Genomic DNA, 22125 nt, shown 5'->3' with positions numbered 1-22125 from the left:
GGTCACGACGCACTCCCCGGTACGACAGCCGACCCGACCGACGCGACGGACCCGGCCGACACGACCGAGTCCCTCGCAGCCGAGCCCCCCACACCCAACGGCACCCGCGCCACCACCCGGAACGCCTCCCCGTCCACCGGCCCCGCCTCCAGCGTCCCGTCCACGACCGCCAGCCGCTCCCGCAGCCCGGCGAGCCCGGACCCGCCGGCCCCCACAGAACGCCCCGCGAGCTTGGACCCGGCCCCCACAGAACGCCCGGCGGCCCCGGCTTCCGTACCGGCCGCCCGGATTCCGTCGTTCTCCACGGTCAGCACCACTTGCCCCTCTCCCACCCGCAGCGCCACAGCGCACTGACCGGCGTTCCCGTGCCGCAGCACGTTCGTCGTCGCCTCCCGCACCACCCAGGCGAGCGCGGACTGTACCTCGCCGGGCAGCCCGGCGGTGTCCGCCCCGTCGACCGAGCAGTCGATCCCGGCAGCCGCCAACACGCCCTGCGCACCGGAGAGTTCGACCCCGAGGTCGGCCTCCCGGTACCCCCGTACGACCTCCCGCACCTCGCTCTGCGACTCCTGGGCGATGCGCTGGACCTCGATCATCTGCTCGACGGCCTCGGGCCGTTCCCGGCGAGCCAGCTGGACGGCCAGCTCGCTCTTCAGGGCGATGACCGCGAGGTTGCGGCCTATCACGTCGTGCAGATCACGTCCGAAGCGAAGCCGCTCCTCGGCGACGGCGAGCCGGGCGCGGGTCTCGCGGGCGTCGGCCAGTTCGTAGACGGCGTCGAGGAGCCAGACGGAGAAGACGGCCGTGAAGGCGAGGGCCCCACCGCTGATCATCACGACCATCGCCGTGACCAGCGCGCCGGACACCGGTGTGCCCAGCAGGAGGGTGAGGAGCGCGGAGCCCGCCGCGAAGCCGCCGACGACGGCCAGGACCCGCTTCTGACCGCGGACGCCGAACGTCGCGTTACCGACTCCGAAGATCACCACGATGCTGAAGATGCCGGCGTTGTCGGCGACGTCCCCCGTCACCGCGTGGTCGGCGATCACGAAGGTGAGGACGGCGACCACGGCGGTGACGGTGGTGAGCACCCACAGCAGCCGTACGGGCTGGGCCCGCCGCCCGCGCGTCCAGTCGAGCGCCCGGGACGCGGTCACCGCACAGGTCGCGGCGTGCACGCTCACCAGGAACAGCAGCAGCCAGCTGCCCGGCCGCCCCGGCCCCACCTCGGCGAAGGCGGGCAGTCCGGCCGCGAGGAGCTCGATCACCGCGAACGCGTGGAAGGACCACCGCGTGTACGTCTCCACCTTGGCCGGTGTGCTTTTCGCCCGCCACCAGGCCCCGGGCCCCCGCATGGCTCAACTCCCCTCATCGGCGCGGTTCCCAGCGGAACCACCGCCGTACAGCAAACACCGCGAGCACGGTCCAGGCCAGTGCGGTGGCGACGGCGCCCAAGGCGTCGTACGCCGACAGGTCGCCGGTCCAGCCGCCGCGCACCAGCGTGATGACGGGGCTGAGCGGCAGCAGTTCGCAGATGGACGCCACACGGTCGGGCAGCACTTCGAGCGGCACGGTGATGCCCGACCCCAGCAGGGAGACGAACATCAGCGGCAGGCTGGTGACCTGGGCGCTCTCGGCGGTACGGCTGACGCTCGCGGTGACCGCCGCCAGCGCCACGCACATCACGACACCGAGCAGCACACCCAGGACGGCCAGGTGGGGCGCGGGCGGCGCTCCGAGATCGAGCAGGATCGTGCAGCCGATCGCGAGGAGCAGGCACTGCACGAGGGCGATGCCGACGGCGGGCAGCGCGGCCCCGACCAGGATCTCCGGATCGCGCAGCTCACCGGTCCGCAGCCGCTTCAGGACGAGTTCCTCGCGGCGTACGACGTAGATGTTGGTGAGAGCGGTGTAGACCGCGAAGAGCAGGGAGAAGCCGACGGCGGCGGCGAGGATGACCATCCCGACGCTCAGCCCGGCCTCCGCCAGGTCCATCTGGTCCGTCGCCGACCGGACGCTGAGCGGCAGCAGCAGCGGGACGAACAGCGCCGTGATCAGCGTGGCCCGGCTGCGCCCCAGCAGCGTCAGCTCGGCGCGGGCGAGCGCGGTCATCCTGCCCCGCAGGGTCGTGGTCCCGGCGACGACAGCCTCCGCACCCGTCGTGCCCACGCCGGCGCCCGTCGTGCCCGCGCCCGTACCGGTGGTGCCCGCGGTCGTGCCCTTGCCTGTGGTCGTGCTCATGCCCTCGTCCCGCCCTTGCGCGATCCCATGCCCGAAAGGAGCCCCGAGCCCCTACGCGATCCGGTGCCCGCGCCGGCGCCCGGACCCCTCTCCCGTCCCTTGCCGGTCCCCGGCCCACTGCCGGACTCCGCACCCGCACCCGCTTCCGCACGCGCGGCCTCCGCCGCCTCCGCCGTCTCCCGCGCGATCCGCAGGAACGCCTCCTCCAGCGAGGCGGACCGCACCTCCAGCCGGCGCAGTTCGACCCGGGACCGCTCGGCCCACAGCAACAGCCCCGTGGCCGCCCGCTGCAGTTCGTCGGTGCGCAGCACGACCACGCGGTCGTGCTCCTCGTGCCCGGTGACACCGAGTTCGCCGAGCGGTGGCAGATCGCCGAGGAAGTACCCGGTGGGCAGTTCGAAGGAGATGCGGGACGGCTGGGACGCGGTCACCTCGGCCGGGGTGCCGGTCGCGGCGACGACGCCTTCGTGGAGGATGGCGAGCCGGTCGGCCAGGTCCTCCGCCTCCTCCAGGTAGTGCGTGGTGAGCAGCACGGTCGTCCCCGCGTCGCGCAGGCCCCGCACCAGCTCCCAGGTGTCCTGACGGCCCTCCGCGTCGAGCCCGGTGGTGGGCTCGTCCAGGAACAGGACCTCGGGGCGCCCGAGCAGCGCGAGCGCCAGGTCGAGGCGCCGCTTCTCACCCCCGGACAGCTGCTTGACCCGTACGCCGGCCCGCCGCCCGAGCCCGACGAAGTCCAGCGCTTCGCCGACGGGCCGGGCCCCGCTGGTGCAGCCGGCCCACATCCGTACCGTCTCCGCGACGGTCAGCTCCGAGGGGAAGCCGCCTTCCTGGAGCATCACGCCGATCCGGGGGCGTACGGCCGCACGCTCCCCGTGGGGATCGTGTCCGAGGACCCGCACCCGGCCGCCGGACGGCGGTGCGAGGCCCTCCAGCAGTTCGACCGTCGATGTCTTTCCCGCGCCGTTGGTGCCGAGCAGCGCGAAGAGTTCTCCCCGGCCGACGGAGAAGGTGATCCCCCGCACGGCCTCGAAACCGCCCCCGTACACGCGCCGCAGGTCGGTGACCTCGATCACGTTCTCGTGATCGTGAGTGTTCACGTCCTCGTGCCCGTTCGTTTTCATGTCTCCAGCGTCCCGGTGGTTCGGGGCGGAGTGCAGTGCGTGGTGTCACCACACGGCATGACAAATGTCAGACGCGCGGGATCTCCACGCGGAGATCGGGAAACGGCGGGCACACGAAGAAGGCCCCGGTCCGATGGACCGGGGCCTTCTTTACCGAGCGGACGACCAGGTTCGAACTGGCGACCTCAACCTTGGCAAGGTTGCGCTCTACCAACTGAGCTACGTCCGCACTGCTTCCGATCGGCTCCCACCGATCGGCGCTAGGACTACTTTACCTGATCCACCGGAGTGGTCGGTCAAGCGATCCAGAGCGGGTGACAGGAATTGCACACTGCGCCTTCCCCCTGGAAGGGGGATGTTCTACTACTGAACTACACCCGCGTGACTCCGGTGAGCCGGGCCTTTCGGCCTTGCCCCTCGGCGTGCTCCAGACTCTAGCTGATCCGCCGGGGGGCAACGCAAGTCGGTTGTCCCCGGGGTCCAAGTCGGCCGCCCCCGGGGCCCGCTGACGGACCCTGAGAGCGGCCGACGCCGGGCGGCTACTGCGCCTCGGCGAACGCCTCGTAGACCTTCTTGGGGATCCGGCCGCGCGCGGGGACCTCCAGCTTGTTGGCCTGGGCCCAGGCGCGCACGGCCGCCGGGTCCGGGGCGACCTGGGTCTGCTTGTACGCCTTGCCCGACTTGGACCGCTTGCGGCCGGCCTCGACGTAGGGCGCGAGCGCCTTACGCAGTTTCTTGGCATTGGCTTCGTTCAGGTCGATCTCGTACGACTTGCCGTCGAGTCCGAAGGCGATCGTCTCCGCCGCTTCCGAGCCGTCGATGTCGTCGGAGAGAGTGACCACGACACGCTGCGCCACGAATATCGGTCCCTTCGTGCGACATCTCTCCGTTGACGTGCCCTGACGTCAGGGAGATGTCGGCTGTCCGGCTGTTAATTGGGCAAAGTATCGGCTATTGCCAATTCATTTGTACAGTGCCCGGCATTGCAATGTGAACACAGACTTAATCCGCCCGCGTGTCCTTCGCGCAATAGGGTTCCGGGATCTTTCCCGGAAGTTTTCGTGAGGGTGATCGTCCGATACCTGATCGTGACCGCCGTCACCGGCGATCCCTGTAGTTTCCTACGAATCTACCCGCGTAGAAATTTTGTACGGGTAGTCTGAAGGCACCTGTAGGAACCTGCTCAGCACCACAACACCGGGAGTGCCAGTGGCACGCGTCGTAGTCGACGTCATGCTCAAGCCGGAGATCCTCGACCCCCAGGGCCAGGCGGTGCAGCGCGCGCTGCCGCGCCTCGGTTTCGAGGGCGTCTCCGACGTACGTCAGGGAAAGCGATTCGAACTGGAAGTTGACGGACCGGTGGACGACGCCGCGCTCGCCCGCATCCACGAACTGGCGGAATCCTTCCTCGCCAACACCGTGATCGAGAACTTCACCGTCAAGGTGGAGGAAGTCGCGGAGGTCGGAAAGTGACCGCACGTATTGGTGTCGTCACTTTTCCCGGCAGCCTCGACGACCGGGACACCCAGCGCGCGATCAGGCTCGCCGGTGCCGAACCCGTCGCTCTCTGGCACAAGGACAAGGACCTCCACCAGGTCGACGCAGTGGTGCTGTGCGGCGGGTTTTCCTACGGTGACTATCTGCGCGCCGGAGCCATCGCACGCTTCTCGCCGGTGATGGAGACGCTCATCGAGCAGGCGAAGGCCGGACTGCCGGTCCTCGGTATCTGCAACGGCTTCCAGATCCTCACCGAGGCGCACCTCCTGCCCGGCACGATGCTGCGCAACGACCACCTGCACTTCATCTGCCGTGACCAGAAGCTGCGGGTGGAGAACGCGGACACCGCCTGGACGACCGACTACACGGCCGGCCAGGAGATCCACATCCCGCTGAAGAACAACGACGGCCAGTACGTCGCCGACGCGTACACGCTCGACAAGCTGGAGGCGGAGGGCCGTGTCGCCTTCCGGTACCTCGACTTCAACCCCAACGGCTCCCAGCGGGACATCGCCGGCGTCACCAACGAGGCCGGGAACGTCGTGGGTCTCATGCCGCACCCGGAGCACGCCGTGGAGCCGCTGATCGGCACCGGCCGCACCGACGGCCTCCCCTTCTTCACCTCGATCCTCAAGAAGCTGGTCAACGTATGAGCCGGACGCCTCTGGACACGGTCGAGCACGCGGCCGCGACCCCCGACGTCGAGCTGCCCTGGGCCGAACTGGGCCTGAAGAAGGACGAGTACGAGCGGGTCGTGGAGATCCTCGGCCGCCGGCCCACCGGTGCCGAGCTCGCCATGTACTCCGTCATGTGGTCCGAGCACTGCTCGTACAAGTCGTCGAAGGTGCACCTGCGCCAGTTCGGCGAGAAGGCGCCCCAGTCGGACGCCCTCCTCGTCGGCATCGGCGAGAACGCGGGCGTGGTCGACGTCGGCCAGGGCTACGCGGTCACCTTCAAGGTCGAGTCGCACAACCACCCGTCGTACGTCGAGCCCTACCAGGGCGCGGCCACGGGTGTCGGCGGCATCGTCCGCGACATCATCGCGATGGGTGCCCGCCCGGTCGCCGTCGTGGACCCCCTGCGCTTCGGCGCGGCGGACCACCCCGACACCAAGCGCGTCCTGCCGGGTGTCGTCGCGGGCATCGGCGGCTACGGCAACTGCCTGGGCCTGCCGAACATCGGCGGCGAGGTCGTCTTCGACGCCTGCTACCAGGGCAACCCGCTGGTCAACGCCGGCGCCATCGGCGTCATGCGGCACGAGGACATCCACCTCGCGAAGGCCTCCGGCGCCGGCAACAAGGTCATCCTCTACGGGGCCCGCACGGGCGGCGACGGCATCGGCGGCGCCTCCATCCTGGCGAGCGAGACGTTCGACGACGCCAAGCCGTCGAAGCGCCCCGCCGTCCAGGTCGGCGACCCCTTCCAGGAGAAGCTCCTCATCGAGTGCACCCTGGAGGCCTTCCAGGAGAAGCTGGTCGTCGGCATCCAGGACCTCGGCGCGGCGGGCCTGTCCTGCGCGACGAGCGAGCTGGCGTCCAACGGCTCCGGCGGCATGCGCGTCACCCTCGACGACGTGCCCCTGCGCGACTCGACCCTCTCGCCCGAGGAAATCCTCATGAGCGAGTCGCAGGAACGCATGTGCGCCGTCGTGGAGCCCGAGAAGGTCGACCGCTTCCTCGCGATCTGCGACAAGTGGGACGTCATCGCCACGGTCATCGGCGAGGTCACCGACGGCGACCGCCTGGAGATCTACTGGCACGGCGGCAAGATCGTCGACGTCGACCCGCGCACGGTCGCGCACGACGGCCCGGTCTACGAGCGCCCGTACGCCCGCCCGTCCTGGCAGGACGAGCTCCAGGCGGACGACGCGAACAAGCTGCCGCGTCCGGCGACGAGCGAGGAGCTGCGGGAGCAGGTCCTGAAGCTGGTGGCCTCCCCGAACCAGGCCTCCAAGTCCTGGATCACCAGCCAGTACGACCACTTCGTGCAGGGCAACACGGTCCTCGCCCAGCCCGAGGACTCCGGGATGATCCGCGTCGACGAGGAGAGCGGCCTGGGCGTCGCCATCGCGACCGACGGGAACGGCCGCTACGCCAAGCTGGACCCGTACCACGGCGCCCAGCTGGCCCTGGCGGAGGCGTACCGCAACGTCGCCACCACCGGCGCCAAGCCGCTCGCCGTCTCCGACTGCCTGAACTTCGGCTCGCCGGAGGACCCGGCGGTCATGTGGCAGTTCGCCGAGGCCGTACGCGGTCTGGCGGACGCCTGCCAGCAGCTGGGCACCCCGGTGACCGGCGGCAACGTCTCCCTCTACAACCAGACGGGCGAGGTGGCCATCCACCCCACCCCGGTCGTCGCGGTCCTGGGCGTCATCGACGACGTGGCCCGGCGCACGCCGGTCGCCTTCCAGGAGGAGGGCCAGCTGCTCTACCTGCTCGGCGACACCCGTGAGGAGTTCGGCGGCTCGGCCTGGTCCCAGGTCGTCCACGACCACCTCGGCGGACTGCCCCCGCAGGTCGACCTGGAGCGCGAGCGTCTGCTGGCCGAGATCCTGATCTCCGCCTCCCGCGACGGCATGATCGACTCCGCGCACGACCTCTCCGACGGCGGCCTGATCCAGGCGGTCGTGGAGTCGGCGCTGCTCGGCGGCAAGGGCGCGCGCCTGATCGTCCCGGACGGTCTGGACGCGTTCACCTTCCTCCTGTCGGAGTCGGCCGGGCGGGCCGTCGTGGCCGTCCCCCGCTCCGAGGAGGTCCGCTTCAACGACATGTGCGGCGCCCGAGGGCTCCCGGTCACCCGCATCGGTGTCGTGGACGGCGACACGGTCGAGATCCAGGGCGAGTTCACCCTCACCCTGGAGGAGCTGCGCACGGCCCACGAGGGCACGATCCCGGCGCTGCTGGCGTAGCCGGTACGACAGTGAAGGACCCGCTCGGATGGCCTTCCGGGCGGGTCCTTCTTCTCGGCTGTTTCGTTCAGCGGACGTAGCTCTTGAGGATCTCTGTGTCCAGTTCGATGTCCATCGGGCCGGGGAGGCAGACCTCCTCGCCGAACTTCGCGGTGTGGATGTCGCGGTAGCCGCCGACCAGAGGGTCGGGGCTGCTGTGCACGGTGACCGTGCATGAGTCCCGGTCGATCAGCAGGTACAGCGGGATCCCGGACTGCCCGTAAGCGGCTGGCTTCTCATGCCGGTCCCGCCGGTCGGTGTCCGAGTCGTACGACGTGACATCGACGACCATGAGGGCCCCGTGGGGGTCGGCCCACTCACCGTGCCCCGCGAAGTGCGCCTCGGGGGTGACCACCGCGTCCGGCTTCGCTCTGCCCTGCCGGTACGTGTCGACCCGGAGCCCCTGGGCCTGGTACACGTCCAGGTCGGGCCTTGACTGCATACACCGCCGGGTCAGCCAGGACACGATCGTGCTGTGGTCCCCGTCCGTCACCTGCTTGACTCCGATCCGTCCGTTGATGAACTCCAACGTGACGGTCTCGGGAGCGGCGGACGCGATCGTTTCGAACTCCTCCACCGACATCTGAGACGTGCGCTCGGCCATAACCGTCATGTTGCCCCCCCCTTTCCAGGCGAAGGCCAGTGTCGCCAGCGGGCGCCGAAGCCGGGCCCGCTTCGCCTTCGATCACACCTTCGGGTGACCACCCGCCCCGGTCCGCGCAGTCCGGCACGCGTACTCCGTGCGCCCCGGCCCCGAGCCCCCGTGGACGAGGGCCACGGGGACCGGCTTCTCGGCCGGGCACTGGCAGCGCGAACAGAGCCGGGTCCGGCGGAGGCAGTCGGCGTACATCCGCCCCGTAGGCTCGCCACCATGCCACCCGCCAGGAAACGCCCCCGCGCCTACGACCCCGTCAAGACCCGCAAGGCCGTCCTGGCCCAGTTCGGGCACGTACGGGAAGCCGTGGGCGGCCTCTCCGCGGAGCGGCTGGCGGCGCCGACCCGGCTCGGGGAGTGGACGGTGCGGGACCTGTCCGCGCACCTCACGATGGCCGTGGAGAGCGTCAGCCAGGCGCTGGAGCGGCCCGAGCCCGCGAAGGCCGAGCTGAACCCCCTCGACTACGCCTCCGCGACCGCCGCGTACGCAGGGGCCATCGCCGAGGGCAGCCACACTCTGGCCGAGGCCAACCCGGACGTCGTCGCTCTCTACTCCCATGTCGGGCAGCGGATCACCGAAGCCCTGGCCGCCACCCCGCCGGGCCGGATCATCGACACCCGGGCCGGCGGCATGCTGCTCGACGACTACCTGCTCACCCGGACCATCGAGCTCGTCGTCCACACCGACGACCTGAACGCGGCCGTCCCCGGCCTGGACGTCCCGTACGACCGGCACGCCCTCGCCACCTGTGTCCGGCTGCTCGCGGACACCCTCGCCGCGCGGGCGCCCGGCGGCTCGACGGAGGTGCGGATCCCGCCCTACGCCGTGGTGCAGTGCGTGGAGGGGCCCCGGCATACCCGGGGCACCCCGCCGAACGTCGTCGAGACCGATCCGCTGACCTGGATCCGGCTCGCGACCGGACGGGTGGAGTGGGCCGCCGCCCTGGACGCGGCCAAGGTCAGCGCGAGCGGGGAACGGGCGGACCTGAGCGGGCTGCTGCCTCTGATGCGCTGACGGCCGCGGGCCCGGTGGCCTGGGCCCGCTGGGCCCCATGACCTGGGTCAGCCGGACCCATGACCTGGGTTCGCCGAACAACTCGGTGGAACCACCCACGCACCCCACCCGTCCCACCGCCATGGACAAGCGACTGACCCTCACCGCCCTGGCACTGCTCCCGCTCCCGCTGCTCGCGGCCTGCGGTACCGAGTCGGCCGACGACTCCGGCAGTGGAAACGTCGGCTCGGCCGCCACGAAGTCCGCGGTCACCGGCGTCCGCTGGAAGGTCGACAGCCTGACCGTGGGCGACAAGACGGAACAGGCCCCCGACGGCGCCTGGCTCAGGATCGCCGACAACGGTGAGGTCGACGGCAACTACGGCTGCAACACCTTCGGCTCCACCGCCGCCTTCAAGGACGACGGCATCGACTTCGAGACCGCCCGGTCCACCGAGATGGCCTGCGGCGACGCCCCGATGAAGTTCGAGAAGAGCTTCGCCCGCACCCTCGACACCGAGAAGTTCACGGCCCGGACCACCGACGGCGGCGAGCTCACCCTCACCACGGGTGACGGCGACACCGTGAAGCTGAGCGAGGAGAAGCCCGCGGAGCTGTACGGCACGAAGTGGCGGATCGATTCGCTGCTCGACCACGACGTGGCCACGTCCCTCCCCGAGGCCGCCCAGGGCAAGGCCTGGTTCACCCTCGACAAGAAGGCCGGCACCCTCAGCGGGAGCGTCGGCTGCAACGAGATCTCCGCGAAGGCCACGGTGAGCGAGGAAGAGATCACCCTCGGCAATCCGCGGACCACCCGCAAGATGTGCTCCGACTCACTCATGGCCGCCGAACGCAGCCTCCTGGAGCTCTTCAAGGGCACGGTGAAGTATCGGATCGATCACCGCAGTATCACGTTGACCAGCGAAAACAACGCGGGTGTCGGGGCCGTCGCCGACAAGTGACATGCGAAGGCCCGCAGTCGGGGACCGGGGCGGGCGAGATCACCGGATTCGGACCGGTGCGCGATCTCGCCTACACTCGGTTGCGTGCCACGTGGTGACGGACGACTCAACCACGACCTTCTCCCCGGCGAGAAAGGCCCCCAGGACGCGTGTGGCGTCTTCGGTGTCTGGGCCCCGGGCGAAGAGGTCGCCAAGCTCACGTACTTCGGGCTCTACGCCCTCCAGCATCGGGGCCAGGAATCCGCGGGTATCGCGGTCAGCAACGGCTCCCAGATCCTCGTCTTCAAGGACATGGGCCTCGTTTCCCAGGTCTTCGACGAGACCTCGCTCGGTTCCCTCCAAGGTCACATCGCGGTCGGTCACGCCCGCTACTCGACCACCGGTGCCTCCGTGTGGGAGAACGCCCAGCCGACGTTCCGTGCCACCGCGCACGGCTCCATCGCGCTCGGCCACAACGGCAACCTGGTCAACACCGCCCAGCTCGCCGAGATGGTCGCCGACCTGCCCAAGCAGGAGGGCCGTACGCCGCGCGTCGCGGCCACCAACGACACCGACCTGCTCACCGCGCTCCTCGCGGCCCAGGTCGACGAGGACGGCAAGCCGCTGACCATCGAGGAGGCCGCCCACACGGTCCTCCCGCAGGTGCGCGGTGCCTTCTCCCTCGTCTTCATGGACGAGCACACCCTCTACGCCGCCCGTGACCCGCAGGGCATCCGCCCGCTGGTCCTCGGCCGGCTGGAGCGCGGCTGGGTGGTCGCCTCCGAGTCCGCCGCCCTCGACATCTGCGGCGCGGCGTACGTCCGCGAGATCGAGCCGGGCGAGTTCATCGCCATCGACGAGAACGGTCTGCGCAGCTCCCGATTCGCGGAAGCGAAGCCCAAGGGCTGTGTCTTCGAGTATGTGTACCTGGCCCGCCCGGACACCGACATCGCCGGTCGGAACGTGTACCTCTCCCGCGTGGAGATGGGCCGCAAGCTGGCCAAGGAAGCCCCGGTCGAGGCCGACCTGGTCATAGCGACCCCGGAGTCCGGCACCCCGGCCGCCATCGGCTACGCGGAGGCCTCGGGCATCCCCTTCGGTGCGGGTCTGGTGAAGAACGCGTACGTCGGACGTACGTTCATCCAGCCCTCCCAGACGATCCGCCAGCTCGGTATCCGGCTGAAGCTGAATCCGCTGAAGGAAGTCATCAAGGGCAAGCGCCTCGTGGTCGTCGACGACTCGATCGTCCGCGGCAACACCCAGCGCGCCCTGGTCCGGATGCTCCGCGAGGCGGGCGCCGCAGAGGTCCACATCCGGATCTCCTCGCCCCCGGTGAAGTGGCCCTGCTTCTTCGGCATCGACTTCGCCACCCGCGCCGAACTCATCGCCAACGGCATGACGATCGACGAGATCGGTACCTCCCTGGGCGCCGACTCCCTGGCCTACATCTCCATCGACGGCATGATCGAGGCGACCACCATCGCCAAGCCGAACCTCTGCCGGGCCTGCTTCGACGGCGAGTACCCGATGGAGCTGCCGGACCCCGAGCTGCTCGGCAAGCAGCTCCTGGAGACCGAGCTGGCGGCAGGTCCCGCCGCCACCGCCGCGGCCGACGCGATCCGTCGCCCGTAAGACTGCCCGTAGACGGCCGGTGACACCTGCTCGCCGGCCGCCGTACGACACGAAAGTTCTCACCGTCATGTCTGAGACAACTGGTGCCAGCTACGCAGCCGCGGGCGTCGACATCGAGGCGGGCGACCGCGCCGTAGAGCTGATGAAGGAGTGGGTGAAGAAGACCCAGCGCCCCGAGGTTCTCGGCGGCCTGGGCGGCTTCGCCGGCCTCTTCGACGCCTCCGCCCTCAAGCGCTACGAGCGCCCGCTGCTCGCCTCCGCCACGGACGGCGTCGGCACGAAGGTCGACATCGCGCGTCAGCTGGGCGTCTACGACACCATCGGCCACGACCTGGTCGCGATGGTGATGGACGACATCGTGGTCTGCGGCGCCGAACCGCTGTTCATGACCGACTACATCTGCGTCGGCAAGGTCCACCCCGAGCGGGTCGCCGCCATCGTCAAGGGCATCGCCGAGGGCTGTGTCCTCGCGGGCTGCGCCCTGGTCGGCGGCGAGACGGCCGAGCACCCGGGTCTGCTGGGCCCGGACGACTTCGACGTCGCCGGCGCCGGTACGGGCGCGGTCGAGGCCGATCGCCTGCTCGGCCCGGATCGCATCCGTACGGGTGACGCCGTGATCGCCATGGCGGCCTCGGGCCTTCACTCGAACGGGTACTCGCTCGTCCGCCACGTCCTGCTCAACCAGGCCGGTCTCTCCCTGGATGCCGAGATCGCCGAACTCGGCCGCCCCCTAGGCGCGGAGCTGCTGGAACCCACCAAGATCTACTCGCTGGACTGCCTGGCGCTCACCCGCACCACCGAGGTCCACGCCTTCAGCCACGTCACCGGCGGCGGCCTCGCCGCCAACCTGGCGCGGGTGATCCCCGACACCCTCCACGCCACGGTCGACCGCTCCACCTGGACCCCGGCCCCGATCTTCGACCTCGTCGGCAAAACGGGTCAGGTCGAGCGCCTGGAGCTGGAGAAGACCCTGAACATGGGCGTGGGCATGATCGCCATCGTCCCCCAGGAGTCGGCGGACGTGGCTCTGACCACCCTGGCGGACCGCGGCGTCGAGGCCTGGGTCGCGGGCGAGATCACCGACCGCGCCGACCGCACCACGGGCGCGGAACTGGTGGGCGACTACGCACGAGGCTGACCGGCGAGGCGTTCAAGCAGCGCCGTTCCGGGCACGCCAAAGCGCCCCCGATGGGCCGAAGGCCCAAAAGGGGCGCGGGGAACGGCGCGACCAGCCACGACGAACCCGCAGCCGCGAACGCACAGTGGCCCCCGAGCTACTACGCGCCCGGCACTCCCAGCGGAGCGAACACGCACAAAACCCGGTCCGGCGAAGTAACCCGCCCGGACCGGGTGAAGCGCGGCTGGATCGTCAAGCGCCGCGACGATGAGAGGCGGGACCGGACTGCTCGTCCTCGTCGTCCTCATCGTCGTCGTTGTAAAGATCCGCGTACTGGGCGTACGGGTCGTCGTCGTCTTCGTCCTCGAACGGTTCGCCGTTCGGAGGTTGGCTCGAAGTCGATGCGCCCAGCTCGCTGGCCAGACGCGACAGGTCAGTCCCGCCGCTGTTGTACTTCAGCTGGCGGGCGACCTTCGTCTGCTTGGCCTTGGCCCGGCCGCGCCCCATGGCTCGACCCCCTCGGTGACGGGGCTCGATGGCCCCAGAGTCTTGACACGCGTTCATGATCTGGAACGGGCTCTCCGTGGAGAGACCGGTCCGTAGGGCTTCCACGGTACCTGAGCCCACGCCCATACGGTACGTCGCCCGCAGGACGTGCCCGTGCCCAGAACCTGCGAGGAGCCCTTTCCCCGCTGGTCAACGGTGATTTTAACCGTTTCTGGACGGGCGACCCGCCGTACGAAGTGAGAGTTCTCTCTAAAGCCGCCGGCGGGTACCGCCGACGCCGCGCGCAAGCCGCCCGGCGTCGGCCCGCAGGCTCAGCGACCGCGTGCCGCGGCCGCCTCGTGCATCCGCTGCTCGGCGATCCGGTCGGCCGCGGCGGCCGGCGGAATACCGTCCAACTTCGCACGTGCGAAGATCGCCAAAGTGGTGTCGAAGATCTGCGCGGCCTTCGCCCTGCACCGCTCGAAGTCGAACCCGTGGAGCTCGTCGGCGACCTGGATGACCCCGCCCGCGTTCACCACGTAGTCCGGCGCGTAGAGGATCCCGCGGTCGGCGAGGTCCTTCTCGACGCCGGGGTGCGCGAGCTGGTTGTTGGCCGCGCCGCACACCACCTTGGCGGTCAGGACCGGCACGGAGTCGTCGTTCAGGGCCCCGCCGAGCGCGCAGGGCGCGTAGATGTCGAGCCCCTCGGTCCGGATGAGCGCGTCGGTGTGCGCGACGGCGGTGACCCCTTCCGGGTGCCGGTCGAGGATCCGCCGTACGGCGTCCTCGCGCACGTCGGTGATCACGACCTCGGCGCCTTCCGCCCGCAGATGCTCCACGAGGTGGTGGCCGACCTTGCCGACGCCCGCGACACCGACCCGGCGGTCGCGCAGCGACGGGTCGCCCCAGAGGTGCTGGGCGGAGGCCCGCATGCCCTGGTAGACGCCGAAGCCGGTGAGGACGGACGAGTCCCCGGCGCCGCCGTTCTCGGGGGAGCGGCCGGTCGTCCAGCGGCACTCGCGTGCCACGACGTCCATGTCGGCGACGTAGGTGCCGACGTCGCACGCGGTGACGTAACGGCCGCCGAGTGAGGCCACGAACCGTCCGTAGGCGAGGAGCAGTTCCTCGCTCTTGATCCGGTCGGGGTCGCCGATGATCACGGCCTTGCCGCCGCCGTGGTCGAGACCGGCCATGGCGTTCTTGTACGACATGCCGCGCGCGAGGTTCAGGGCGTCGGCGACGGCCTCCGCCTCGGTCGCGTACGGGTAGAAGCGCGTGCCGCCGAGTGCGGGGCCGAGCGCGGTGGAGTGGAGGGCGATGACGGCCTTGAGGCCGCTGGCCCGGTCCTGGCAGAGCACGACTTGCTCGTGACCGCCCTGGTCCGAGTGGAACAGGGTGTGCAGGACGCCGTCAGATACTTCGGTCACTGTGGTGACTCCTGGGTAAGAAGCGGCGGTTGGTGACAGGCTCCCGTACGGGTGGCGGGGTCTGTGAGCATGAGATTAGAGCCTTCGTCCGCCGTACAGCGGCGCAGCCTCAGGATCACCCCCCGGCCGGAGTACGGACGTGGTGCGATCCGCACAGTTTTCCGGCGCGCCCGTGTGCGGGTTCCGCAGGTTTCCCCGGTGGCAGCCGGGGGAGGGAGCAGGCGTGCCCAAGGTGTCCTCGGTGATCGTCCCGTACGCGTCCTACCTCCGCGTGTACGAGCCGCTGGCGGCCTTCCCCGAGCCCGAGCGTGGCCACTGGGCCCGTTACGCCCGGCGCCCCGACCGCCCCTCGTACCAGGACGAGCTGCGACGCTCGCTGGCCGACCTGCTGCCGACCCCGCCGGTGCCGGTGCCGGTGCACGAGAGCGACGACGCCTTCGTGCTGGAGGTCGACGGGGTGGTCTGTGTCTGCCCCTGGCGGACCCGGCTGCGGGGCTGGCAGGCGCTCGGCGACCTGGCCGAGGAACTGCCCGCCCCCGTCCTGGACGCGGTGCTGCCGCCGCTGGTGCGCCACCAGGCGAGCCAGGACTACGAGCGCTGGATGGCCGGCAACCCCGACGCCCGGCCGTGGATCCGCACCGCGACCTGGCAGGTGCCGCTGAACTGGTTCGTCCTCGTCTCGGACGAGGAGCGGACGTACGAGAAGGGGTCGGGCGACAAGGGATCCGGCGAGATCTCGCCGGTGCTTCGCTATCGCACTCCCATGGTGCAGGCCCGCCGGCGCGTGGCGCGGGGGCTGCGGACCCTGCGGGAGGCCATCGACGAGGGCCCGCTCATCGACGGTCTGATCGACGTGGGCCGCTGGCTGGAGGAGTTCCACCCGCGCTCGCTCGTCGAGCTGGACTACGGCGGCCTCGTGCACGTCCTGCCCGCCGCCGAGCTGGACGGGGACCACTCCGCCGCCGACGTCGCCGAGGGCATCGAGGCCCTGCGCGGCGGGGACGGCCTGGCAGCCGGGGAGGCCTACGGGCGCCTGGTCGAACGCTGGCGGGCGGTACGGGACCGGCGCTCGGCGAACTGAAACGGGCCGAACCGGTTGAACCGGCTCAACGTCGCGTCCGTACCTGTGACTTGTGGGGCCGGTGGGAAAAGGCTTTCCACGAAAGCCGAACCATGGTGAACTGTCCACCCTTGACCCAAGCTTGACGCAGCGCACTGATCTGCGCGTGTCATCGTGGGACGTAGGTCCCTGTTCCGGGCTTTTGTGTCAAGAAGCCGCCAAGCGTGACGGATTGCACTTACGCGGGCCTTGCCTCTTACGCACCTCCTCGTGTCAAAATAGGACAAGGAGCCCGGGGGAGGCTCCTTCTGCCCACGTATGGGTGGAATCTCAGCATTGCACGCTATTGGGGGGTCTCGTGACTCCTGCACGCCACTGTGACTGATCGTCACAGTGGCGTGACTGTCCGCTATGGCATGGTCCATCGGCATCCGTCGCTGATGAACACCTGGGAGGGCAATTCCATCGGTTTGGCCGACGCGGCTGGACGGATGGTGTAGTTGTAGTGCCGAGGACAAGCCGTTCGTCCTATAACCGACTCGACTCGCGTCCGCCATTTCGGGCAACGCGGGTCAAGGTGCAGAATTTAGAGGAAAGAACCGAGAAGGTTCGGTTCTCCCGAGGAGGCCGCTCATGACCGCTCGCACCCCTGATGCCGAGCCGCTGCTGACCCCGGCTGAGGTCGCCACCATGTTCCGCGTCGACCCCAAGACGGTCACGCGGTGGGCGAAGGCCGGCAAGCTCACGTCCATCCGCACGCTCGGCGGACACCGCCGTTACCGCGAGGCTGAGGTCCGCGCACTGCTCGCGGGTATTCCGCAGCAGCGCAGCGAGGCCTGAACCGCCGCATGACAGGGCGTTTCGGCTGGTCCCCCAATCGGCCGGAAGCCTGAAAGCACCGCTCAGCAGCTTCAAGCGACGCGGGTTCTGCCCCAACAGTTCCCACGCCCGAGCCATACAGAGCTTTCCGGGAGGCCCAGGCTTCCCGGGTATTCGTCAGGCAAGCACCAAGGGTGCGTCGTAGATCGCGCTGGACTCCGCCGGGTCCAGCGCGATCTTTTTTGTGCGCGGACCAGGGGTCGGGACCAGCCGTACCGGCCGTTCCGGGTCCGGAAGCGGCGGGTTGTGAGCGGGCTTGTCGGAGTCTGGGGAGGGGTGTCGGATCTCCTGTGCAGGACTCCGGTGACTGGTGCAATTGCACATATAAAATTGACCAGTTGTAGGGGGTCGGTAAGAACCGGCGTTCCGAAAACTCGTTCAGTGACACCCGTCACATGCCGGGCTGCTTGTTGCCGGGGCGACATCTGCGGTAAAGGGGGCGGGAGTTGAGCGCGTCTGGCCCCCGCGGAGTGTGTTCCCTGAGGGACGCGTCTCACGCCTTGGCAGGCGTCTCGTCGTCCGTGGGGCCGTCAGTGCCGTCCTCGCCGCCCGTGGGGTGTTCCGTGGCCAGCCGCAGCAGGCGGTGGCAGATCGGGCAGTGGCGGGTGAGGTGGCGGTACGACGAGGCGGCCGACAGGTGGGCGCGGAGTAATGCGCGGGTCTCGTGCCGAACGGACGCCGCCATACGCCACCTCCGGGGGTCTCTGGGCCCTGAATTCTGAGGTACCGGCGGAATGTGACGCCGTCAACCCCCACGGCGCCCCTGGAGGGGCTGCAGGTTCGCCCCGGGGCGCGGGGAACTGCGTCATCAGCCCCATGGGACCCGCGCCCGCCCAACAGCCCCAGTGTCCCGAGCTCTTGGGCGCTCGCCCGCCGCCACACACGGAAGAGGCCCGCATCCTCATCGGATACGGGCCTCTCGCGATCGTGCGGTCCTGACGGGATTTGAACCCGCGGCCTCCACCTTGACAGGGTGGCGAGCACTCCAAACTGCTCCACAGGACCAGGTTTCGCAGTCCGCGCCTTGTTGCCGCGCTGGCCTGCGAGAAGAGACTGTACAGGAGCGGTGGCCCCGCGGTCGAACTCACCCGGTGTACATGGCCGATTACGGAGCCGCGGCGTCGATCGCCTTCACGATCCGCTTGTCGGAGACGGGGTAGGCCGTGCCCAGGGCGTGCGCGAAATAGCTGACCCGCAGCTCCTCGATCATCCAGCGGATCTCCTTCACCGAGGAGGGCACGGGCGGCCCCTGGGGCAGCTGTTCCAGCAGCCAGGCGTACTCGTCGCGCATCTCGTGGACCTTCTCCATCCGGGAGGTGTCCCGTTGGACGCCGGTCGGCATCTGCTGCAGCCGGCGGTCGGCCGCCACCAGGTAGCGCATCAGGTCGGGCAGACGCCGCAGCCCCGCCTCCGTGACGAACCCGGGCTTCACGAGGGCGTCCAGCTGTCCCCGTACGTCCGTGAGGTTGGCGAGGAGGGCCGGGCTGCGGGTGGACTTCAGACGGCGTTCACAGGCCTGCCAGGCGGCCAGTACCTGCTGCACCTGGCCGACCGTGCGGACGGTGGTGTCGACGATCTCCGCGCGCACCTTGTCGTACAGCTTGCGGTACGACGACTCGTCCCACGCCGGCCCGCCGAAGTCGGCGATCAACTTGTCGGCCGCGGCCATCGCACAGTCGTCGAAGAGTGCCTGGATCGAACCGTGCGGATTGGCGGACAGTGCCAGCTTCTGTGCGTTGGTGAGCTTTTCGCTCGCGAACTTCGCAGGGTTGACCGGAATGTTTCGGAGGATGAGTCTCCGGGTGCCCTTCCACATCGCCTCCGCCTGCTCCGCCTCCGTGTCGAAGAGGCGTACGGAGACGGTGTTCGCCGTCGGGCCGTCGTCCACCAGCGCGGGATAGGCCTTCACGGGCTGTCCGGCCCTGCGGGTCTCGAAGACCCGGGTGAGCGAGCCGATGGTCCAGTCCGTCAGACCCGTCCGCTCCACGGACTCGCCGCCCTGTCGCTCGGCGGTGGCCGCGGCCGCCTGGGAGAGCGCCTGACGTGCCTTCGGCTTCAGTCGCAGCCGCAGCGACTCCAGGTCCTTGTCCTCGGCGAGCTTCCGGCGTCGCTCGTCGACGATCCGGAAGGTGATCTTCAGGTGGTCGGGGACCCGGGACCAGTCGAAGTCCTCGGGGGTCAGCGGCACCCCCACCATGCGCTTGAGCTCGCGGGCCATCGTCACCGGCAGCGGCTCCTGGAGGGGGACCGCCTGGTCCAGGAAGCGCCGGGCGAAGTTCGGCGCCGGTACGTAGTTCCTGCGGATGGGCTTCGGGAGGGAACGGATCAGCTCCGTCACGACCTCCTCCCGCAGGCCCGGGATCTGCCAGTCGAAGCCCTCGTCGGTGACCTGGTTGAGGACCTGGAGAGGGATGTGGACGGTCACACCGTCCGCGTCGGCACCCGGCTCGAACTGGTACGTCACCCGGAACTTCAGCTGTCCCTGACGCCAGGAGTCCGGGTAGTCGGCCTTGGTGACGGCCTCGGCGGACTCCCGGATGAGCATCTCCCGCTCGAAGTCCAGGAAGTCCGGCTGCTCGTGGCGTTTGTGCTTCCACCAGGAGTCGAAGTGGGCGCCGGAGACGACATGCTCGGGGACCCGCTGGTCGTAGAAGTCGAAGAGCGTGTCGTCGTCGACCACGATGTCCCGGCGCCGCGCCCGGTGCTCCAACTCCTCGACCTCGCTGAGGAGCTTGCGGTTGTCGGCGAAGAACTTGTGGTGCGTCCGCCAGTCGCCCTCGACGAGCGCGTTGCGGATGAACAGCTCGCGGCTGGCCTCCGCGTCGATCCGGCCGTAGTTGATCTTCCGCTGGGCGACGATCGGCACGCCGTACAGCGTGACCTTCTCGTACGCCATCACGGCCGCCTGGTCCTTCTCCCAATGCGGCTCGCTGTACGTGCGCTTGAGGAGATGCCCGGCGAGGGGTTCGACCCACTCGGGCTCGATCCTCGCGTTGACCCGGGCCCAGAGGCGGCTGGTCTCCACCAGCTCCGCGGACATCACGAACCGCGGGGGCTTCTTGAAGAGGGCCGAGCCCGGGAAGATCGCGAACTTGGCGTTCCGGGCGCCCAGATACTCGTTCTTCCCGGTGTTCCGGCCGCCGCCCTCGCTCCCGGCGTCCTTCACGTCCTTCATGCCGATGTGGGAGAGCAGGCCGGCCAGCAGCGAGACATGGATGTGCTGTTCCGGCGCGTCCTCCTCGTTCAGATGGATGTCCATCTGCCGGGCGACCGTGCGCAGCTGGCTGTAGATGTCCTGCCACTCGCGGATGCGCAGGAAGTTCAGGTACTCCTGCTTGCACATCCGGCGGAACGACGACGAGCCGCGCTCCTTCTGCTGCTCGCGGATGTACCGCCAGAGGTTGAGGAAGGCGAGGAAGTCGCTGGTCTCGTCCTTGAAGCGGGCGTGCTGCTGGTCCGCCTGGGCCTGCTTGTCGGCGGGGCGTTCGCGCGGGTCCTGGATGGAGAGCGCGGCGGCGATCACCATGACCTCGCGGGCGCAGCCGTTCTTGTCGGCCTCCACGACCATGCGGGCCAGGCGCGGGTCGACGGGCAGCTGGGAGAGCTTGCGGCCCATCGGGGTGAGGCGCTTGCGTACGTCCTTCTGCGCCGGGTCGAGCGCGCCGAGCTCCTGGAGGAGCTGGACGCCGTCGCGGATGTTGCGGTGGTCCGGCGGGTCGATGAAGGGGAACTTCTCGATGTCGCCGAGGCCGGCCGCGGTCATCTGGAGGATGACGGAGGCGAGGTTCGTCCGGAGGATCTCAGCATCCGTGAACTCGGGGCGGGCCTCGAAGTCCTCCTCGCTGTAGAGCCGGATGCAGACACCGTCGGACGTACGGCCGCAGCGGCCCTTGCGCTGGTTGGCGCTGGCCTGGGAGATCGCCTCGATCGGGAGCCGCTGGACCTTGGTGCGGTGGCTGTAGCGGCTGATGCGGGCGAAGCCCGGGTCGATGACGTACTTGATTCCGGGGACCGTCAGGGAGGTCTCGGCGACGTTGGTGGCCAGAACGATCCTGCGGCCGGTGTGCGGCTGGAAGACGCGGTGCTGCTCGGCGTGCGAGAGCCGGGCGTACAGGGGGAGGACTTCCGTGAAGCGGTAGTTCTTCTTGATCAGGGCGTCGGCCGTGTCCCGGATCTCGCGCTCACCGGAGAGGAAGACCAGGATGTCGCCCTTGCCCTCGCCCTGAAGCTCCTCGACCGCGTCGCAGATGGCGGTGATCTGGTCGCGGTCGGCGTCCTCGGAGTCCTCTTCGAGGAGGGGGCGGTAGCGCACCTCCACGGGGTACGTCCGGCCGCTGACCTCGACGATCGGAGCGTCGCCGAAGTGGCGGGAGAAGCGCTCGGGGTCGATGGTCGCGGAGGTGATGACGACCTTGAGATCGGGGCGCTTGGGCAGCAGCTGGGCGAGGTAGCCCAGCAGGAAGTCGATGTTGAGGGACCGCTCGTGGGCCTCGTCGATGATGATCGTGTCGTAGGCGCGCAGCTCGCGGTCCGTCTGGATCTCGGCGAGCAGGATGCCGTCCGTCATCAGCTTGACGAAGGTGGCGTCCGGGTTGACCTGGTCGGTGAACCGCACCTTCCAGCCGACGGCCTCGCCGAGCGGAGTCCGCAGTTCCTCCGCGACGCGCTCGGCCACCGTACGGGCGGCGATACGACGGGGCTGGGTGTGCCCGATCATGCCGCGTACGCCACGCCCCAGCTCCATACAGATCTTCGGGATCTGGGTCGTCTTGCCGGAGCCGGTCTCGCCCGCGACGATGACCACCTGGTGGTCGCGGATGGCGGCCGCGATCTCGTCCTTCTTCTGGCTGACGGGCAGCTGCTCGGGGTACGAGATCGCCGGCACGCGGGCGGCGCGCTCGGCCATGCGGGACTCGCCCTTGGCGACCTCCGCCTCGATCTCGGCGAGCACGGCGGCCCGGGCCTCGGGCTTACGGATCTTGCGCGCACCTTCGAGTCTGCGCCCGAGCCGGTGCGCGTCGCGCAGGGACAGCTCGGCCAGACGGGGGGCGAGGGCGCCGAAGGCGGGGGCGGGGTGAGTGGACATACGCGACCCAGGATCTCACCTCCGGGAAACGAGGGGCGAACGCTTTT

Annotated in this window: 18 protein-coding genes and 3 tRNA genes; 9 read left to right on the top strand and 12 right to left on the bottom strand. The window is 69.5% G+C overall.

Translation table 11 applies throughout. From position 1 onward, the window contains the following. Positions 1 to 2 precede the first annotated feature (2 nt). From GWK25_RS41210 to GWK25_RS41185, 6 genes are all read right to left on the bottom strand, one after another. Positions 3 to 1352 (bottom strand): sensor histidine kinase, encoded by a 1350-nt coding sequence (locus GWK25_RS41210; RefSeq protein ID WP_215456730.1) that lies wholly within the window; start codon positions 1350 to 1352, stop codon positions 3 to 5. Positions 1353 to 1365: 13 nt separating this feature from the next. Continuing rightward, positions 1366 to 2109, bottom strand: a complete 744-nt coding sequence (locus GWK25_RS41205; protein ID WP_251830745.1) for an ABC transporter permease — start codon at positions 2107 to 2109, stop codon at positions 1366 to 1368. Between the two features lie 125 nt (positions 2110 to 2234). Then, positions 2235 to 3359, bottom strand: a complete 1125-nt coding sequence (locus tag GWK25_RS41200; protein WP_215456726.1) for an ABC transporter ATP-binding protein — start codon at positions 3357 to 3359, stop codon at positions 2235 to 2237. A gap of 156 nt (positions 3360 to 3515) precedes the next feature. Next, positions 3516 to 3588 (bottom strand) — tRNA-Gly (locus tag GWK25_RS41195). A gap of 80 nt (positions 3589 to 3668) precedes the next feature. Next, positions 3669 to 3740, bottom strand: a tRNA-Gly gene (locus tag GWK25_RS41190). 158 nt (positions 3741 to 3898) lie between these two features. Further along, complete coding sequence (locus GWK25_RS41185) at positions 3899 to 4216, bottom strand: Lsr2 family protein (RefSeq protein ID WP_215456724.1); 318 nt, start codon at positions 4214 to 4216, stop codon at positions 3899 to 3901. Positions 4217 to 4568: 352 nt separating this feature from the next. Here GWK25_RS41185 and purS point away from each other — a divergent pair, with 352 nt between their 5' ends. The 3 genes from purS to purL are packed head-to-tail and all read left to right on the top strand — an operon-like array spanning position 4569 to position 7764. Further along, positions 4569 to 4832 (top strand): phosphoribosylformylglycinamidine synthase subunit PurS, encoded by a 264-nt coding sequence (gene purS / locus GWK25_RS41180; RefSeq protein ID WP_215456722.1) that lies wholly within the window; start codon positions 4569 to 4571, stop codon positions 4830 to 4832. Further along, the gene (gene purQ / locus GWK25_RS41175) at positions 4829 to 5509 is read left to right on the top strand and encodes a phosphoribosylformylglycinamidine synthase subunit PurQ (protein WP_215456717.1); all 681 of its coding nucleotides are present in this window, start codon (positions 4829 to 4831) and stop codon (positions 5507 to 5509) included. Before purS ends, purQ begins: the two co-directional genes overlap by 4 nt. After that, positions 5506 to 7764: a phosphoribosylformylglycinamidine synthase subunit PurL gene (purL, locus tag GWK25_RS41170; RefSeq protein ID WP_215456714.1), complete on the top strand. Its 2259-nt coding sequence runs from the start codon at positions 5506 to 5508 to the stop codon at positions 7762 to 7764. The genes purQ and purL overlap by 4 nt, the downstream gene beginning before the upstream one ends. Positions 7765 to 7831: 67 nt before the next feature. Here purL and GWK25_RS41165 read toward each other — a convergent pair whose 3' ends face one another. Next, entirely contained in the window at positions 7832 to 8416 is a 585-nt protein-coding gene (locus GWK25_RS41165; RefSeq protein ID WP_215456712.1) for a Uma2 family endonuclease, read from the bottom strand. A 258-nt stretch (positions 8417 to 8674) separates the two neighbouring features. Here GWK25_RS41165 and GWK25_RS41160 point away from each other — a divergent pair, with 258 nt between their 5' ends. The 4 genes from GWK25_RS41160 (at position 8675) to purM (ending at position 13161) form a co-directional block, all read left to right on the top strand. Then, positions 8675 to 9472 carry a maleylpyruvate isomerase family mycothiol-dependent enzyme gene (locus GWK25_RS41160; protein ID WP_215456710.1) on the top strand — a complete coding sequence of 266 codons (798 nt, stop codon included), beginning with the start codon at positions 8675 to 8677 and terminating at the stop codon, positions 9470 to 9472. Between the two features lie 121 nt (positions 9473 to 9593). Next, the gene (locus GWK25_RS41155; RefSeq protein ID WP_215457928.1) at positions 9594 to 10412 is read left to right on the top strand and encodes an META domain-containing protein; all 819 of its coding nucleotides are present in this window, start codon (positions 9594 to 9596) and stop codon (positions 10410 to 10412) included. An 84-nt stretch (positions 10413 to 10496) separates the two neighbouring features. After that, positions 10497 to 12023, top strand: coding sequence for an amidophosphoribosyltransferase (gene purF / locus GWK25_RS41150; RefSeq protein ID WP_184892164.1), 1527 nt, complete (start codon positions 10497 to 10499; stop codon positions 12021 to 12023). 67 nt (positions 12024 to 12090) lie between these two features. Next, positions 12091 to 13161, top strand: coding sequence for a phosphoribosylformylglycinamidine cyclo-ligase (purM, locus tag GWK25_RS41145; protein ID WP_215456708.1), 1071 nt, complete (start codon positions 12091 to 12093; stop codon positions 13159 to 13161). 231 nt (positions 13162 to 13392) lie between these two features. Here the strand turns inward: purM and GWK25_RS41140 are convergent, their stop codons facing one another. Beyond that, complete coding sequence (locus tag GWK25_RS41140) at positions 13393 to 13647, bottom strand: DUF3073 domain-containing protein (RefSeq protein ID WP_215456705.1); 255 nt, start codon at positions 13645 to 13647, stop codon at positions 13393 to 13395. A gap of 311 nt (positions 13648 to 13958) precedes the next feature. Continuing rightward, positions 13959 to 15053 carry a Glu/Leu/Phe/Val dehydrogenase dimerization domain-containing protein gene (locus GWK25_RS41135; RefSeq protein WP_215456704.1) on the bottom strand — a complete coding sequence of 365 codons (1095 nt, stop codon included), beginning with the start codon at positions 15051 to 15053 and terminating at the stop codon, positions 13959 to 13961. A 223-nt stretch (positions 15054 to 15276) separates the two neighbouring features. Here GWK25_RS41135 and GWK25_RS41130 point away from each other — a divergent pair, with 223 nt between their 5' ends. Next, positions 15277 to 16134: a hypothetical protein gene (locus GWK25_RS41130; RefSeq protein WP_215456702.1), complete on the top strand. Its 858-nt coding sequence runs from the start codon at positions 15277 to 15279 to the stop codon at positions 16132 to 16134. Between the two features lie 612 nt (positions 16135 to 16746). Then, entirely contained in the window at positions 16747 to 16953 is a 207-nt protein-coding gene (gene bldC, locus GWK25_RS41125; RefSeq protein ID WP_003949541.1) for a developmental transcriptional regulator BldC, read from the top strand. 532 nt (positions 16954 to 17485) lie between these two features. Here bldC and GWK25_RS41120 read toward each other — a convergent pair. The 3 genes from GWK25_RS41120 to hrpA form a co-directional block, all read right to left on the bottom strand. Then, complete coding sequence (locus GWK25_RS41120; protein ID WP_215456701.1) at positions 17486 to 17677, bottom strand: DUF6274 family protein; 192 nt, start codon at positions 17675 to 17677, stop codon at positions 17486 to 17488. 245 nt (positions 17678 to 17922) lie between these two features. Next, positions 17923 to 17997: transfer RNA gene (locus tag GWK25_RS41115), tRNA-Asp, on the bottom strand. A 100-nt stretch (positions 17998 to 18097) separates the two neighbouring features. After that, positions 18098 to 22078, bottom strand: a complete 3981-nt coding sequence (gene hrpA / locus GWK25_RS41110; protein ID WP_215456700.1) for an ATP-dependent RNA helicase HrpA — start codon at positions 22076 to 22078, stop codon at positions 18098 to 18100. Positions 22079 to 22125 lie beyond the last annotated feature (47 nt).

Origin of the sequence: Streptomyces sp. ATCC 21386, assembly GCF_018728545.1 — a bacterium.
Lineage (GTDB): Bacteria > Actinomycetota > Actinomycetes > Streptomycetales > Streptomycetaceae > Streptomyces.
The sequence above is the reverse complement of the archived record's forward strand: the minus strand, read 5'-3'. Positions and strand labels throughout refer to the sequence as shown.

Excerpts from the sequence above, each read along its gene's own strand:
- GWK25_RS41210 (WP_215456730.1), bottom strand. The coding sequence starts at position 1,352 with ATGCGGGGGCCCGGGGCCTGGTGGCGGGCGAAAAGCACACCGGCCAAG.
- GWK25_RS41205 (WP_251830745.1), bottom strand. The coding sequence starts at position 2,109 with ATGACCGCGCTCGCCCGCGCCGAGCTGACGCTGCTGGGGCGCAGCCGG.
- GWK25_RS41200 (WP_215456726.1), bottom strand. The coding sequence starts at position 3,359 with ATGAAAACGAACGGGCACGAGGACGTGAACACTCACGATCACGAGAAC.
- purL (WP_215456714.1), top strand. The coding sequence starts at position 5,506 with ATGAGCCGGACGCCTCTGGACACGGTCGAGCACGCGGCCGCGACCCCC.
- GWK25_RS41165 (WP_215456712.1), bottom strand. The coding sequence starts at position 8,416 with ATGACGGTTATGGCCGAGCGCACGTCTCAGATGTCGGTGGAGGAGTTC.
- GWK25_RS41160 (WP_215456710.1), top strand. The coding sequence starts at position 8,675 with ATGCCACCCGCCAGGAAACGCCCCCGCGCCTACGACCCCGTCAAGACC.
- GWK25_RS41155 (WP_215457928.1), top strand. The coding sequence starts at position 9,594 with ATGGACAAGCGACTGACCCTCACCGCCCTGGCACTGCTCCCGCTCCCG.
- purM (WP_215456708.1), top strand. The coding sequence starts at position 12,091 with ATGTCTGAGACAACTGGTGCCAGCTACGCAGCCGCGGGCGTCGACATC.
- GWK25_RS41140 (WP_215456705.1), bottom strand. The coding sequence starts at position 13,647 with ATGGGGCGCGGCCGGGCCAAGGCCAAGCAGACGAAGGTCGCCCGCCAG.
- bldC (WP_003949541.1), top strand. The coding sequence starts at position 16,747 with ATGACCGCTCGCACCCCTGATGCCGAGCCGCTGCTGACCCCGGCTGAG.
- GWK25_RS41120 (WP_215456701.1), bottom strand. The coding sequence starts at position 17,677 with ATGGCGGCGTCCGTTCGGCACGAGACCCGCGCATTACTCCGCGCCCAC.
- hrpA (WP_215456700.1), bottom strand. The coding sequence starts at position 22,078 with ATGTCCACTCACCCCGCCCCCGCCTTCGGCGCCCTCGCCCCCCGTCTG.